We start from the raw sequence: 13,587 nt of genomic DNA on the forward strand, positions 1-13,587 counted from the left end.
TTGTTTTTTTACCCGTCATATTTTATAGCTTTGTTGCCGGCTGAAAAATGAATTTCATCAAACCCGAATTACGCACCGTTAACGTAACCCGCTATGTAACCCCGTTGCGCGAAGGAGGCTCGCTGCCTGCTATCGCCGAAGCCGGCGATGGTTTCCTTTATGTGATCAAATTCCGTGGTGCGGGGCAGGGCGTGAAAGCTTTAATAGCCGAACTGATAGGTGGAGAAATAGCCCGGGCGTTGGGTTTTAAGGTTCCGCAACTCGTTTTTGCCAATCTCGATACAGCTTTCGGCCGCTCCGAACCGGATGAAGAGATACAGGACCTGCTGAAAGCCAGTGTGGGACTGAATTTAGGATTACATTATTTATCAGGAGCTATTACGTTCGATCCTTCGGTAATGCATGTGTCCTACCATTTGGCATCGCAGATCGTATGGATGGATTGTTTGCTGACCAATGTCGACCGTACACCACGCAATACCAATATGCTCACCTGGAACAAGGAACTTTGGCTGATAGACCATGGCGCCGCCTTATATTTCCACCATTCATGGGATAACTGGCAGGAGCAGGCTGTGAGGCCATTTTTGCAGGTGAAAGATCATGTTTTACTACCAAGGGCAACGGAACTGGAAGGGGCCGATGAAGAATTAAAGCAAATATTGACACCGGAACGTATAGATGCTATCGTCTCCCTCATTCCGGATGTATGGCTGCAAAGCGAATGGCAGGAAAGCCCGGATGAAGTACGGGATATTTACACTCAATTTTTAAATACACGTATAGCCGCATCGGGTATTTTTGTAAAGGAAGCACAAAATGCAAGAGAGCAACTTGTTTGAGTACGCCGTTATCCGCGTGGTGCCCCAGGTAGAACGCGAGGAATTCCTGAATGCAGGAGTGATACTCTATTGTCCTAAACTCAAATTTCTGCAATGCTTGTGCACCATCGATGAGAGCCGCCTGTGTTCATTTTCCAACCGTATCGATGTCGCCGAAATTAAAGCTCATCTGCATTCTTTTGCTGAAATATGTCGTGGCAGTAAAGATGGCGGACCGATAGCTCAGCTTGACCTGGCTTCGCGTTTTCGATGGCTTACAGCAACACGCAGTACCGTGGTGCAAACTTCCAAAGTGCACCCTGGTTTATGTGAGGATCCGGCTGAAACGTTACAGAAATTATATAACGAACAGGTATTGTAAGGCTTTCACCGGTTGTCATTTCGATCGCCGATAGGCGGAGAAATCTTATACAAGCGAGTGCCCCGGCTTATAGGTAGTCTAAGATTTCTCACTATCGTTCGAAATGACGTTGTTTTTTAGCATTTTTATTTCCGGATAAAAATTGAATTTTGACATTCCTATCCCGCTATAAACAAACCATTCTTTACGGCATTGCGCTGGCCGCTATCATTTTTATTATCAGATGGTTCGAAATACGCTATGTGCTGGCTGACGATCAAATGGACACTTACATCGGCATCATCGCACTATTGTTTACCGGGCTGGGTATCTGGATCGCCGCAAAACTACGCAGACCAAAAGTGGAGACAGTAATTATCGAGAAGGAAGTACGCCTGTCGCCGTCTACGGAATTTGTTCTTAATGAGGCCGAACTAAAACGCCTGAACCTGAGCAAACGTGAGTTGGAAGTATTGCAATTAATGGCCGAAGGCCTGAGCAACCAGGAAATAGCAGACAAGCTGTTTGTTTCGCTCAATACCATCAAAACACATTCGGCGCAGCTATTCGGTAAAATGGATGTGAGGCGTCGCACCCAGGCTGTGGAGACCGGCAAAAGGCTTGGGCTTATACCCTAAATATTCATACTTTAGTACTAAATCGGGTGCTGCTGCTTAAAATCACCCGAAAGTATGACCGCGATTTGCAGTTCCTTACACAATTTTGCCCAACTAAAAACTTTAAGGCAATGAAAAAGACAATTATTTACGGTGCAATAGCCGGGCTATTGGTTACCGGCGTTATGCTCACCGGTATGGCTATGATCTACGATACCGATAGCGCGGGCAGCATGGTGTTTGGATACACCACCATGCTGGTGGGGTTTTCGCTTATTTTTGTGAATATAAAGGTGAGCCGCGATAAAAATGGCGGCATTATCTCGTTTGGCAAGGCCTTTAAGATCGGTTTCGGTATAACGCTGATCGCTTCGGCCATATACGTTATGGGATGGATGATCGAATACTACGTGTTCTTTCCCGATTTTTACGACAAATGTGAAATTCACCAGGTAGCCAAGCTGAAAGCAGCGGGTGCTCCATTAGCACAGGTACAAGCAAAGTCGCAGGAATATGAACAGCTGAAAAAGTTGATCCATAACCCGCTTGTCCACGCATTTATGACCTTAATAGAGATATTTCCTGTAGGCGTGTTGGTTTCGCTGGTTGCTGCGCTTATTCTAAAACGCAAACCGGGACAGGAAAGCGGTGTTTTGGCAAGCCCTGTCAGCCAATGAAAAACTGCTGGCTTATTATTTTGCCGCCTTTAACCTGGTAAACGCAAAGCTCTTCCATGTTTACCTCGCCCCGGTCTGCGTGGGTAAAGCTCATGGTTAGTTTGACGGTGAAATAGCTGCCGCTTATTAACGGCTCCGAGAAGATGATACTATGTATCTGCGCCTTGGCTAAAAACTGCCTTTCGCGTTCTATCAAAGTTATAAGCCCCCTCGCCGGGGGCATTATCGGGTATAAGGGGTCGATGCTCTCGGCTTCCTCGCCAAATAGCTCACGGTAAGCTTCTACGAACTTTTGTTCGTTGCAAAGCTTGATCAGCTTGTCGGCGATTTGTTTTATATCAGGCATACACTTTATTAAGTAACGTCGCTGCTTCGGTTTTGGTTTATTTCATCTTCACGTATGTCTCTATGATGACATGATCCACCACACCCGGAACTTTTTCGACGCCGCGCTGGGTCATCGTGTCGTTTTTCAGGGCCATAGTGAAATCAAAATCATGACCTTCCCATTCGCGGGCGTTACAATATTGCAGGTATTCGGTGTATTTATCACCCGAAAGTGTATAAGTTCCCGCGCCGGCCGTAAAAATAGGTGTGTCTATCTTCCCCTTTTTTGTGTCATGGGTAAAAAATGTAAAATGGGTGTCGTTGTACAATTTTACCGTTTCAATGCCGGCTTTAGGCGACGTATCAACGGTGTCTTTGGTGATGGATTTACTGCTAACTAACCGCCATGAGCCGTTCAGGGGCGATTTAGTTGATGCCGTTTCAGCAGTTTCAGTTTTTTGTTTGCATGATGCAAGCGCCAGCAGGGCGGCAGGAAAAATGAACAGGTATCGCATGGTTTATGTGGTTGGTTATTGAAGCATAATATTAAATATAATTTTTAAAATCACCGCCAATATTTAATATATATCTGCCCGGGTGCAATTGTTAATTGTTGTTAAAATGTGTTAAACAGTTGTTAATCAGTGTGCGATCAGTGTTTCGCTGTTTACATTTGATAATCAAACGCCTCTCCGTATGCTCCAAAATTTCCTAAAGATCGCCTGGCGAAACCTGCTTCGCCACAAAGTTTTCTCGCTGATCAATATCGGCGGCCTGTCCATCGGCATTGCTGCCTGCCTGCTTATATCACTTTATGTGAATTATGAATTAAGCTTTGATACTTACAACCTCAAAAAGAACAGGATAGTTCGCGTAGCAAATATTATGCGCACCCCGGAGAATGATAATGTAGCCGCGGCGCCTTCGCCAACACTTTTGGCAGCTACTTTAAGAACTTATCCTGAAATAGAGACCGCCGTGCGTTTTGAACCCGCGCGTGCGGTAATGAAGGTGAACGACCATTTATTTACAGAGGACCATGTTTACAAGGCCGATGCAAATGTGTTTGACGTTTTCAGCTGGAAATTCAAGGAAGGCGATCCCAAACGGGCGCTTGCCGGTCCGCATAAAATGGTGCTTTCCGCATCACTGGCTAAGAAATATTTTGGCGATCAAAGCGCCGTGGGTAAAAACATAACTTTTAACAAGGTGCTTTACCAGGTGACCGGGGTGCTTGAGGATTTGCCCGAAAATTCTGACCTGAAGGTTAGCGCACTTTTGTCGCCGGAGTTTTCAAAAATAACCAAATGGATGGAGGATGATTTTGCGGTATATACCTTTGTTCTTTTCAAGCAAAAACCCGACCTGGTAAATTTTCAAAGGAAATTGGATGTGATATCCAAACACGACATCCAGCCCGAGCTAAACAAAATGGGCGCCGTGAAATATTCCATCAAGTTTACCATTCAGCCGCTTAACAATGTACACTTTGCCACAGGCTACCTGGGCGATACGCCAAAAGGGGATAAACAACTCATCTATATTTTTTCGGTGCTGGCTGTAGTGATATTGGTTATTGCCCTTCTGAATTACATTAACCTGTCTACAGCTCGGGCTACTGAAAGAGCAAGAGAAGTTGGTGTACGCAAAGTAAACGGAGCGCTGCGGCCGGCCCTTATCAGGCAGTTCCTGTTTGAATCATTTTTCGTCACTACCATTGCGCTGGCCATAGGCTTAGGATTGATGTTTGCGATGCTGCCGTTTTTAAACAGTTTGCTCCAGGCAAAGGTCGGGCTCACCTGGTCGACCTATAGTTTTTGGGCGATTTGCGCCGTTGTACTGGCTTCCTCGCTGTTGACGGGCCTTTATCCTGCATTTGTATTGTCTGCCTTTCAGCCGGTAACGGCATTGAAGGCCAACTTCAGGCAAATGTCTAAGGGGCTGACCTTGCGAAAAGTGATCACTGTAACCCAATTTGCCATCGCGACGGTCATGATAGCCGGCGCATTCATTATGAACCGGCAGATAAACTATGTTGAACATAAGTCGTTGGGATACAACCGTAACCAGGTTTTGAATATTGCCTTGCCCGATGATTCGGTGGCGCTGCTTAATGTCAAAGCGTTCGATAATGCCTTAAAACAAATGAGTGCAGTTAAAGCAACAGCTATCCAGACAGGCTTCTCTGCCGGGAATACGGATATGGCCCCCAAAGCAACTACGCTGACTACCGTGAACGGCGTTAAAAGGGAAACCATGTCCAATTACTTTTCTGTGGATGAAAAATTTATGCCATTGCTGGGCATGCATCTCGTAGCAGGGCGTAATTTTTCGGCCGATATGCCTACCGACAAGAAGCAGGCTTTTATTGTAAACGAAGCTTTTGTAAGCCTGGTAGGGTGGAAGAACCCGGTCGGGCAGTCCATTGAAGGATTTGATCATAAGGGAACGGTAGTGGGCGTTGTCAAAAATTTTCATTATGCTTCTATGCATAATCCAATCGCACCGCTTGTGATGGTATACACTTCTATGAAGCCGATGTCGATCTTAGTAAAAATAGACCCGAACAAGGTTAAACAAGTACAGGATACCTGGCATAGCTATTTTCCGGATTTTCCGTTCGATAGTAATTTTTTGGATGCAGATTTCAACTCCACCTATCAAAAGGATATGACCACTATAAGGCTTTTTAATTATTTTACCATACTGTCCATATTGATCGCGTGCCTTGGCCTTTACGGCCTTGCCTACCTGGTGGCTATGCAGCGTACCAAAGAGATCGGCATCCGAAAAGTGCTTGGCGCTGCATTTCGGCAGTTGTTTGTCTTATTAGCAAAAGATTTTGTTAAACTGATTGCCATAGCCGCATTGCTGGCCGTACCATTAGCCTGGTTTATCATGAACAAATGGCTCAACGGTTATGCCTACCATATTTCGGTTAGCTGGTGGCTATTGGTAATGCCCGTTTTCGCTGTTTTATTGATCGCTTTATTGGTCATCAGTTATCAAACAATTAAAGTTGCGGTCACAAATCCGGTTAAAAGCTTAAGAAGCGAATAGATCACCTTCTCCAATTCATAATGTTAAAAAAGGCTCTTTGTACGGAGCCTTTTTTGAGCAAACACACCCGGCGCAGGCGTGTTTACGACAAGTTTTTATTTTATTAGGAACTTAAAAAACTAATCGCATACCTTTGTCACTCCAATAACGCCGCGCCATGATAATAGCAGCAGTCCGTCTAAGGTTCTAACCTGGACTACCACATCCGCTTCTTTGTTCGTCAGCCCCTGGCTGACTGGTTTCATTTTTTACGTTACTCTATTTTTCATGACAACATTTCAACCGGCTCCAGGTAAGCTATCGAGGACATTCTCACTTCTAAAACAAGCCCTAAAAGGCGGAAATCACGATTTTACCAAAGGCAGTATACGCCGCGCGGTATTGTTATTGGCCATCCCGATGATGCTGGAAATGGTGATGGAATCTGTATTTGCCATAGTCGATCTCTTTTTTGTGGGCCATTTAAAAAACAGCAGTTATGCTGTACAAACCGTGGGATTGACCGAATCGGTACTGACTATCATCTATTCGCTGGCAATCGGTTTAAGCATGGCCGCCACCGCCGTTGTAGCCCGACGCATGGGCGAACATAATCCCGTAGACGCGGCAAAAGCAGGTATGCAGACTATTTCCATCGCTTTAATTATCAATATTCTGATCGGTGGCGCCGGATTTTATTTTGCTTCGGATATCTTGAAGATCATGGGCGCAACTGCCGAAACGATACGGATGGGCGTAAATTATACCCGTATCATGATGGGCGAGACGATCATCATCGTGCTGCTGTTTTTGATCAACGGTATATTCCGGGGTGCAGGTAACGCGGCCATAGCCATGCGTAGTTTGTGGATAGCCAATATTGCTAATATTATCCTTTGCCCGTTATTGGTTAATGGCCTGGGCTTGTTTCCTGGTCTGGGGGTAACTGGTGCGGCTATTGCCACAACTATCGGTCGTGGCATCGGCGTATGTTACCAGGTCTATCACCTTTTCAATGGCAGAAACCTGATTAAGGCGCGAATCGCATATTTAAGGCCCCATTGGGAGCAGGCCAAAGCAATATTGAAGATAGCGCTGCCCGGCATCTTCCAGTTTACCATCGGATCGTGCAGCTGGATATTTTTATCAGGGCTGGTGGCCAACGTAGGCGGCGATGAGGGGTCGGCAGGTTACCAAACAGCCATCCGATTATTGCTGTTTTTCATGCTGCCGGCATGGGGCATGAGCAATGCTGCGGCCACGCTGGTAGGCCAAAACCTGGGAGCAAAACAGCCTGAGCGTGCGGAGGATTCAGTATACAAAACCATAAAATACAATATGATCTATATGGGCTTTGTAACGCTTATAAGCCTGGCAGCCAGCGGCCTGCTCGCCGCAATTTTTTCAAATGATGCAGCGGTACGCCAAATAGCCTCTAAAGCCCTGCTAATTATGAGTACGGGTTATATTTTTTATGGTATCGGTATGGTAATGATGAGCGCTTTTAACGGAGCGGGCGACACCTGGGCGACAACTAAATTGAATTTCATCGGTTTCTGGCTGTTCCAGGTGCCACTGGCATATGTGCTGGCCAAAACCTTTCATTGGGAAACAACAGGCGTATTTATTGCCATTCCAATCTCTCAAACGTTTATTGCGATAACCAGCTACCTGCTTTTTAAACGCGGAAACTGGAAGAAAGTAAAAGTTTAGTGATGCAACAACTTTTGTGTGTATTAATAGTTAATATAGAAATTTCTTAGCTGTTAATATGTGCAAAAGTTGTTTGCCTTTTGGCAATTTTATACCTTATCTTTATATTAAGGTCTCCCCCCGTCTTTCCTTTCACCTATAAACCTATGAGCAAGCTTATTTTGATCGACGACGATCCCATGTACCATAAAATTTCCCAATTAATGCTGAGAGAATACAGCGTTGTAAAGGATGTAGTTTCAAGCACAGATGCCAAAGCCACACTTGATTTCCTTGAAGAGAACAAGGAAAATCCCGAACAACTGCCCGATTATATTTTTGTCGATTTAAACATGCCGGGCTACAATGGGTGGGATTTTTTAAATGATTACAAAAAAATATACGATTCGCTTCGGAAGGCCATTCATGTCTATATAGTTTCTTCATCTATCGCTCCGCATGATATTAAAAAGTCAAAGACCTATTCTTTTGTCGACTCGTTCATAATCAAACCGCTTACACGGGAATTTCTTCACGAGCTGATGGCTTGATAATAAATAGTTGACAAAGTCAACTATTTATTGCAGTTTTGTATCATGAATGATCATAATGCCATTATTCGTGACATCAGGAGCTTTAATCGCTTCTACACGGATATTATCGGGCTGCTCGACCAGCATTTGCTGGATAGTCCCTACGCGCTTGTCGAAGCCCGCATTCTATTCGAGATAAATAACGCGGGAAATATTCAGGCATCTCAAATAATCGATAAAATGCATATCGACAAAAGTTATCTGAGCCGCCTGCTAAAAAAACTTGAAAAAGATAAGCTCATTATTCGTAAACGATCAGGTAACGACGCACGGGCAGTTATACTTTCATTGACAGAAAAAGGGGAGAAGGAGTTCGGAATGCTCAACAAGGCCTCGAACGAACAAATAAATAATCTGATCGCTCCGTTGTCAAACGGTCAAAAGAAAAAACTGGGCCTGGATATGTCGGGCATAATGGAAGCGTTGAAGCCCGGCAAAAAGATTAAGCCGGACGAGATCAATATTCGTACGACGTTGTTGCCCGGCGACCTTGGTTATATAGCTTTCCTGCATGGAAAGGTATATGCCGAAGAATGCAGCTATGGGTTAAATTTCGAAGGTTATGTATTGGAAAGCCTGGGCGAATTTGCACATCAGTATAATCCGTATAAGGACAGGGTATGGATATGTGAGCATCTGGGTAAGATTGTGGGTTTCCTTGCCGCAGTAAATCGCGGCCAAAGTGCGCAGCTCCGATACTTTATCCTGCTGGAGGAATACCGTGGAATGGGATTAGGTAAAAAACTAATGGATAGCTTTATGGAGTATTTAAAGGAGCAAAGATTATCCGCTGCTTATTTGTGGACCACCAATGAACAACAGACAGCTACCGCGTTATATAAAAGGTATGGTTTTCAACTTACGGAAGAGAAGCCATCAAAGGCATTTGATAAAGAGCTAACCGAGCAAAGGTATGATTTGATAAGATCAGATTTAATTAAAGCTCATTCATAAAAAAAGCTGTCCTGATTAAGACAGCTTTATATTTTGACGTGTTCCCGACGAGATTCGAACTCATATCATCAGAACCGGAATCTGACATTCTATCCGTTGAACTACGGGAACAATAACCGGGGCAAATATATCAATTTGCCCCGGAATTAGAACGGAAACTTATATGTAACGATTGATCAGGTTCTCCAGGTATTCCTGCCTGCCGCTGATGGTTTTTGGTTCGCCATTAGCTACTGCGTAATCTCTAAGTGCTTCAAGCGATACTTTTCCTTCTTCGAAGGCCTTGCCTGTTCCGCTGTCGAACGAAGCATACCTGTCTTTCCTTACCTTTTTATAATCCGATTTTTGTAGTACCTGGTCCGCTATCACCAACGCCCTTGCAAAAATATCCATACCACCAATATGCGCATAGAAAAGATCAGCTGTATCGGTTGAGTTTCTGCGAATCTTGGCGTCGAAGTTGATGCCGCCGCCAGCAAACCCACCGGCTTCCAGTATGATTAGCATATATTCCACCACTTCATTGATATTATTAGGGAATTGATCGGTATCCCATCCATTTTGCGCATCACCACGGTTGGCGTCTATCGAACCCAACAAACCGGCATCAGCGGCCACCTGCAGATCGTGCTGGAACGTATGACCGGCTAAAGTAGCGTGGTTTACCTCCAGGTTCAATTTCATGTCGTCCAACAGGTCATATTTCTGCAAAAAACCCAACACGGTAGCTGCGTCATAATCATACTGATGTTTGGTTGGCTCGCATGGTTTAGGCTCGATGAAGAACGTTCCCTTAAATCCCTGCTTGCGTGCATAAGCTATTGATTGATGAAGGAATTGCGCAAAATGTTCCTGCTCGCGTTTCATATCAGTATTCAACAAAGTCATATAGCCTTCCCGGCCGCCCCAGAATACATAATTCTCGCCACCTAAAGCGATAGTTGCATCTAATGCGGCTTTAACCTGGGCTGCGGCATGTGTCAGCACATGAAAGTCGGGGTTGGTAGAAGCGCCGTTCATATAGCGGCGGTTAGAGAATAGGTTAGCCGTACCCCAAAGCAACTTGACACCGCTGGCGGCTTGCTTTTGCTTAGCATATTCAACCATAGCCTGCAGGCGCCTGTCATTTTCGTTGATGTCGTTGGTGTAATCAACTACATCAACATCATGAAAGCAATAATAGGGCAGGTTCATCTTGGTAATGAACTCGAACGCTGCGTCCATTTTATCTTTGGCCCTTTCAACCGCGTCAGCCTTTTCATTCCACGGAAAAAGGTGGGTTGGTTCGCCGAAAGGATCAGCACCCGAGCCACAGAAGGAGTGCCAGTAAGCGCAGGCAAAGCGCAGGTGGTCCTTCATGGTCTTTCCGCCAACCATTTTATCCGCATCGTACCAGCGGAATGCCAATGGGTTATCACTTTGCGGACCTTCGTATTTTACCTGTCCTATGCCTTTGAAAAATTCTTTTTCACCAGTGAGTATCATGTCTTAGTTATTGAATGATTGATTTATTGAATTATTGATTGATTTTAAGGTGTTCCAGCAGCAGATTTTTCCAATCCTGGTATACCGGTTCAAACTTATTGTTCGATGCCGGTTCAATTACTTTTATCTTTTCCATTTTGCTAAAAGCTTCAGCAGGCGAAGTAAACACTTTCGATCCGATGCCGGCGCCCAGTGCCGCACCCACACTGCCGTCGTTCTTATAAAGTTCGACCGGCACGCCGGTGGCATTTACAAATATTTCAGCAAAAAGATCACTCAGAAAAAGGTTGGCTTTGCCGGCACGGATGACGGATGGATTCATGCCGTTTTCGCGCATGATATCCAGGCCATAGCGAAATGCGCAGGCAATGCCTTCCTGCACGGCACGCATGATATGCTCTTTACTATGTACGTTCAGGTCGATATTGTGAAAATGAGCGCCAATCGGTTTGTTATTCAGCATCCGTTCCACACCATTACCGAAAGGTAAAATACGCAGTCCGTAGCTTCCGGAAGGGGACTGCGCCGCCTTTTCGTTCATTTGCGTATAACTGACCGATGGACCAAACAGTGTTTTAACCCAACTGTATAACCTGCCTGTCCCGTTAATGCAAAGCAATACACCCAGGCGTTTTTGTTTTTCGGTATAATTAACATGCGCGAACGTATTTACGCGCGATTGCGGGTCGTATGCAAGTTTGTCGCTTACACCATAAATTACTCCCGACGTGCCGGCTGTTGCGGCTACTTCGCCCGGGTTAAGTACATTTAATGATAAAGCATTATTGGGCTGATCACCTGCTTTATAGGCCACAGGTATGCCAGCCTTCAGGCCCAATATTTTTGCTATTGCAGGTAATAATTCACCATGATTGGAAAATACAGGCTGTACTTCAGGGAAAAACGGAGTACTGAATCCAAAATATTTGATGATGTCTTTCGAGAGCTTATTTTCTTTGAAATCGAAAAATATACCCTCTGATAAGGCAGATTCGGATGTGGTTATTGCACCGGTCAACCGCATCGCGATAAAATCGCCAGGCAGCATGATCTTGTCGATCTGGTCATAAACATCCGGTTCATTTTGTTTTACCCAGGCCAGCTTGGATGCAGTAAAGTTGCCCGGCGAATTAAGCAGGCGTTCAAGGCATTTCTTTTCACCGATGGCTTTGAAAGCTTTTTCGCCTGTTTCCACCGCACGGCTGTCGCACCAAATAATGCTGTTTCTTAATACCTGCTGATCTTTGTTTACCAATACCAACCCATGCATCTGATAAGCAATCCCTATGGCCGAAATGTCGTTGGGGTCATATTTGCCGCTTTTATTGCACAATTGAATGGCCTGCTGCACCTGCAACCACCACATATCTGGCGATTGTTCGGCCCAGCCGGGTTGGGGTGCAAGTATAGGGCTTTCCTCATCAGGGTATTGGGCTGAAGCTATGGCTGCCTGCGTTTCCGGATCGACCACCGAAACTTTGATGGATGAAGTGCCAATATCGATACCTAATAGCAGCATGCCTTTTGATTTAGCTTAAGAATAAGTTTATAAAACTGGTGAATAGTGACAGCGAATTTAAATTATTTTTTTAATCACAATATCAATTCCATAAGAATAAATGTAATCGATACATTTTTTCACGATCTATCGGCCGCGGAGCAGAAATAAAAAAGGCTTAGATGAATTCTAAGCCTTTTTGATAAAAATAAGATCTTTTTATACGTTAAACCTAAAATGCATAATATCGCCGTCCTGCACAATGTAGGTTTTGCCTTCAATGGCCATTTTGCCGGCTTCCTTAATAGCAGCTTCCGAGCCATTATATTTCACAAAGTCTTCGTATTTGATAACTTCGGCACGAATAAATCCTTTTTCAAAATCGGTATGTATAACGCCTGCCGCCTGTGGGGCGGTAAAGCCCTGGGTGATGGTCCAGGCACGAACCTCCTGCACGCCTGCTGTAAAATAGGTAGCCAGGTTAAGCAGCCTGTAAGCGGCCTTGATCAGTTTGTTTACGCCCGATTCTGCAAGACCTAAGTCGTCAAGAAACATCTGGCGTTCTTCATAGGTTTCCAATTGCGCTATTTCAGATTCGATTTGCGCCGAAATGATCAACACTTCAGCATTTTCTTCCTTTACAGCAGCCTTTACTTTTTCAACGTAAGCATTGCCGGTGTTGACGGAACCTTCGTCCACATTACAAACATAAAGCACCGGCTTGGCTGTCAGCAGCCAGATATCCTCGATATATTCTTTGTCTTCTTCCGCAACAGGAGCGGTACGGGCAGATTTTCCGGACAGCAAATGATTTTTATAAATGGTCAGTACATCAAAAGCCTTTTTGGCTTCCTTATCGCCGCCTGTCTTAGCCATTTTTTCGATCTTGTTGATCTTTTTCTCGATCGAATCAAGATCCTTTAACTGCAATTCAGTATCGATGATCTCTTTATCCCGAATAGGGTTGACAGAACCGTCTACATGGATCACGTTGTCATTATCAAAACAGCGGAGCACGTGTATGATAGCGTTGGTCGCCCTGATATTCGCTAAAAACTGGTTACCGAGGCCTTCACCCTTGCTGGCGCCCTTTACGAGGCCCGCTATATCAACGATCTCGATAACATTCGGAACGGTATTTTTGGGTTCGACTATTTCAACCAATTTGGTAAGGCGCTCATCTGGTACTGTGATCACACCCACATTAGGCTCTATTGTGCAGAACGGAAAATTGGCCGCCTGTGCCTTGGCATTTGATAAGCAATTAAAAAGTGTTGATTTACCCACATTTGGCAATCCTACTATCCCGCATTGAAGTCCCATATTTTTTTCAGAATCAAGATTCAGAACCATGAGTCAAGATCAGGCTGTCATCTGTATAGTCATGGCACCCGATCCTTGTATCCCGGCTCTATTTCGGGCGCAAAGATAAAAGAAAAAACCGGGCTTGTATTTTTGAAAAAATAAACGACTTTTGCCTGCGTTACCCGCAGCAAATTTAAGTACTCACCAATGTAAACACG

14 protein-coding genes and 1 tRNA gene are annotated in these 13,587 nt (G+C 44.8%); 8 read left to right on the forward strand and 7 right to left on the reverse strand.

Translation table 11 applies throughout. From position 1 onward, the window contains the following. Positions 1-47 precede the first annotated feature (47 nt). From VL525_RS02995 to VL525_RS03010, 4 genes are all read left to right on the forward strand, one after another. Positions 48-842, forward strand: a complete 795-nt coding sequence (locus VL525_RS02995) for a HipA family kinase (RefSeq protein WP_325383156.1) — start codon at positions 48-50, stop codon at positions 840-842. Then, positions 820-1,203, forward strand: a complete 384-nt coding sequence (locus VL525_RS03000) for a DUF3037 domain-containing protein (protein ID WP_325383158.1) — start codon at positions 820-822, stop codon at positions 1,201-1,203. The genes VL525_RS02995 and VL525_RS03000 overlap by 23 nt, the downstream gene beginning before the upstream one ends. A gap of 149 nt (positions 1,204-1,352) precedes the next feature. Beyond that, positions 1,353-1,820, forward strand: coding sequence for a response regulator transcription factor (locus tag VL525_RS03005; RefSeq protein WP_325383160.1), 468 nt, complete (start codon positions 1,353-1,355; stop codon positions 1,818-1,820). Positions 1,821-1,930: 110 nt separating this feature from the next. Further along, complete coding sequence (locus VL525_RS03010; RefSeq protein ID WP_325383162.1) at positions 1,931-2,476, forward strand: DUF4199 domain-containing protein; 546 nt, start codon at positions 1,931-1,933, stop codon at positions 2,474-2,476. On the opposite strand, the gene VL525_RS03015 is transcribed toward VL525_RS03010, so the two are convergent. Continuing rightward, positions 2,466-2,822 (reverse strand): SnoaL-like domain-containing protein, encoded by a 357-nt coding sequence (locus VL525_RS03015; RefSeq protein ID WP_325383164.1) that lies wholly within the window; start codon positions 2,820-2,822, stop codon positions 2,466-2,468. The two genes, VL525_RS03010 and VL525_RS03015, sit on opposite strands and share 11 nt — an antisense overlap. A gap of 37 nt (positions 2,823-2,859) precedes the next feature. Continuing rightward, positions 2,860-3,318 carry a hypothetical protein gene (locus VL525_RS03020; protein ID WP_325383166.1) on the reverse strand — a complete coding sequence of 153 codons (459 nt, stop codon included), beginning with the start codon at positions 3,316-3,318 and terminating at the stop codon, positions 2,860-2,862. Between the two features lie 181 nt (positions 3,319-3,499). Here VL525_RS03020 and VL525_RS03025 point away from each other — a divergent pair, with 181 nt between their 5' ends. Further along, on the forward strand, positions 3,500-5,863 hold the full coding sequence (locus VL525_RS03025) for an ABC transporter permease (protein WP_325383168.1): 2,364 nt from the start codon (positions 3,500-3,502) through the stop codon (positions 5,861-5,863). Between the two features lie 119 nt (positions 5,864-5,982). Here the strand turns inward: VL525_RS03025 and VL525_RS03030 are convergent, their stop codons facing one another. After that, the gene (locus tag VL525_RS03030; RefSeq protein ID WP_325383170.1) at positions 5,983-6,108 is read right to left on the reverse strand and encodes a hypothetical protein; all 126 of its coding nucleotides are present in this window, start codon (positions 6,106-6,108) and stop codon (positions 5,983-5,985) included. A 22-nt stretch (positions 6,109-6,130) separates the two neighbouring features. Here VL525_RS03030 and VL525_RS03035 point away from each other — a divergent pair, with 22 nt between their 5' ends. The 3 genes from VL525_RS03035 (at position 6,131) to VL525_RS03045 (ending at position 9,081) form a co-directional block, all read left to right on the forward strand. Further along, on the forward strand, positions 6,131-7,555 hold the full coding sequence (locus tag VL525_RS03035) for an MATE family efflux transporter (RefSeq protein ID WP_325383172.1): 1,425 nt from the start codon (positions 6,131-6,133) through the stop codon (positions 7,553-7,555). Positions 7,556-7,701: 146 nt separating this feature from the next. Continuing rightward, on the forward strand, positions 7,702-8,085 hold the full coding sequence (locus tag VL525_RS03040; protein ID WP_325383174.1) for a response regulator: 384 nt from the start codon (positions 7,702-7,704) through the stop codon (positions 8,083-8,085). Positions 8,086-8,130: 45 nt separating this feature from the next. Next, on the forward strand, positions 8,131-9,081 hold the full coding sequence (locus tag VL525_RS03045) for a helix-turn-helix domain-containing GNAT family N-acetyltransferase (RefSeq protein WP_325383176.1): 951 nt from the start codon (positions 8,131-8,133) through the stop codon (positions 9,079-9,081). A gap of 39 nt (positions 9,082-9,120) precedes the next feature. Here VL525_RS03045 and VL525_RS03050 read toward each other — a convergent pair. The 4 genes from VL525_RS03050 to ychF form a co-directional block, all read right to left on the reverse strand. Beyond that, positions 9,121-9,192: transfer RNA gene (locus VL525_RS03050), tRNA-Arg, on the reverse strand. 48 nt (positions 9,193-9,240) lie between these two features. Beyond that, positions 9,241-10,566 carry a xylose isomerase gene (gene xylA, locus VL525_RS03055; protein ID WP_325383178.1) on the reverse strand — a complete coding sequence of 442 codons (1,326 nt, stop codon included), beginning with the start codon at positions 10,564-10,566 and terminating at the stop codon, positions 9,241-9,243. A gap of 31 nt (positions 10,567-10,597) precedes the next feature. Then, a complete protein-coding gene (locus VL525_RS03060) occupies positions 10,598-12,085 on the reverse strand; it encodes a xylulokinase (protein ID WP_325383180.1) in 1,488 nt (495 codons plus the stop codon). 198 nt (positions 12,086-12,283) lie between these two features. After that, positions 12,284-13,387 carry a redox-regulated ATPase YchF gene (gene ychF, locus VL525_RS03065; RefSeq protein ID WP_325383182.1) on the reverse strand — a complete coding sequence of 368 codons (1,104 nt, stop codon included), beginning with the start codon at positions 13,385-13,387 and terminating at the stop codon, positions 12,284-12,286. Positions 13,388-13,587: the final 200 nt, after the last annotated feature.

This window comes from Mucilaginibacter sp., assembly GCF_035492695.1.
GTDB lineage: Bacteria > Bacteroidota > Bacteroidia > Sphingobacteriales > Sphingobacteriaceae > Mucilaginibacter.

Coding starts and splice junctions, on each gene's coding strand:
- VL525_RS03010 (WP_325383162.1), top strand. CDS start 1,931: ATGAAAAAGACAATTATTTACGGTGCAATAGCCGGGCTATTGGTTACC.
- VL525_RS03025 (WP_325383168.1), top strand. CDS start 3,500: ATGCTCCAAAATTTCCTAAAGATCGCCTGGCGAAACCTGCTTCGCCAC.
- xylA (WP_325383178.1), bottom strand. CDS start 10,566: ATGATACTCACTGGTGAAAAAGAATTTTTCAAAGGCATAGGACAGGTA.
- VL525_RS02995 (WP_325383156.1), top strand. CDS start 48: ATGAATTTCATCAAACCCGAATTACGCACCGTTAACGTAACCCGCTAT.
- VL525_RS03020 (WP_325383166.1), bottom strand. CDS start 3,318: ATGCGATACCTGTTCATTTTTCCTGCCGCCCTGCTGGCGCTTGCATCA.
- VL525_RS03045 (WP_325383176.1), top strand. CDS start 8,131: ATGAATGATCATAATGCCATTATTCGTGACATCAGGAGCTTTAATCGC.
- VL525_RS03015 (WP_325383164.1), bottom strand. CDS start 2,822: ATGCCTGATATAAAACAAATCGCCGACAAGCTGATCAAGCTTTGCAAC.
- VL525_RS03030 (WP_325383170.1), bottom strand. CDS start 6,108: ATGAAACCAGTCAGCCAGGGGCTGACGAACAAAGAAGCGGATGTGGTA.
- VL525_RS03040 (WP_325383174.1), top strand. CDS start 7,702: ATGAGCAAGCTTATTTTGATCGACGACGATCCCATGTACCATAAAATT.
- VL525_RS03000 (WP_325383158.1), top strand. CDS start 820: ATGCAAGAGAGCAACTTGTTTGAGTACGCCGTTATCCGCGTGGTGCCC.
- ychF (WP_325383182.1), bottom strand. CDS start 13,387: ATGGGACTTCAATGCGGGATAGTAGGATTGCCAAATGTGGGTAAATCA.
- VL525_RS03035 (WP_325383172.1), top strand. CDS start 6,131: ATGACAACATTTCAACCGGCTCCAGGTAAGCTATCGAGGACATTCTCA.
- VL525_RS03060 (WP_325383180.1), bottom strand. CDS start 12,085: ATGCTGCTATTAGGTATCGATATTGGCACTTCATCCATCAAAGTTTCG.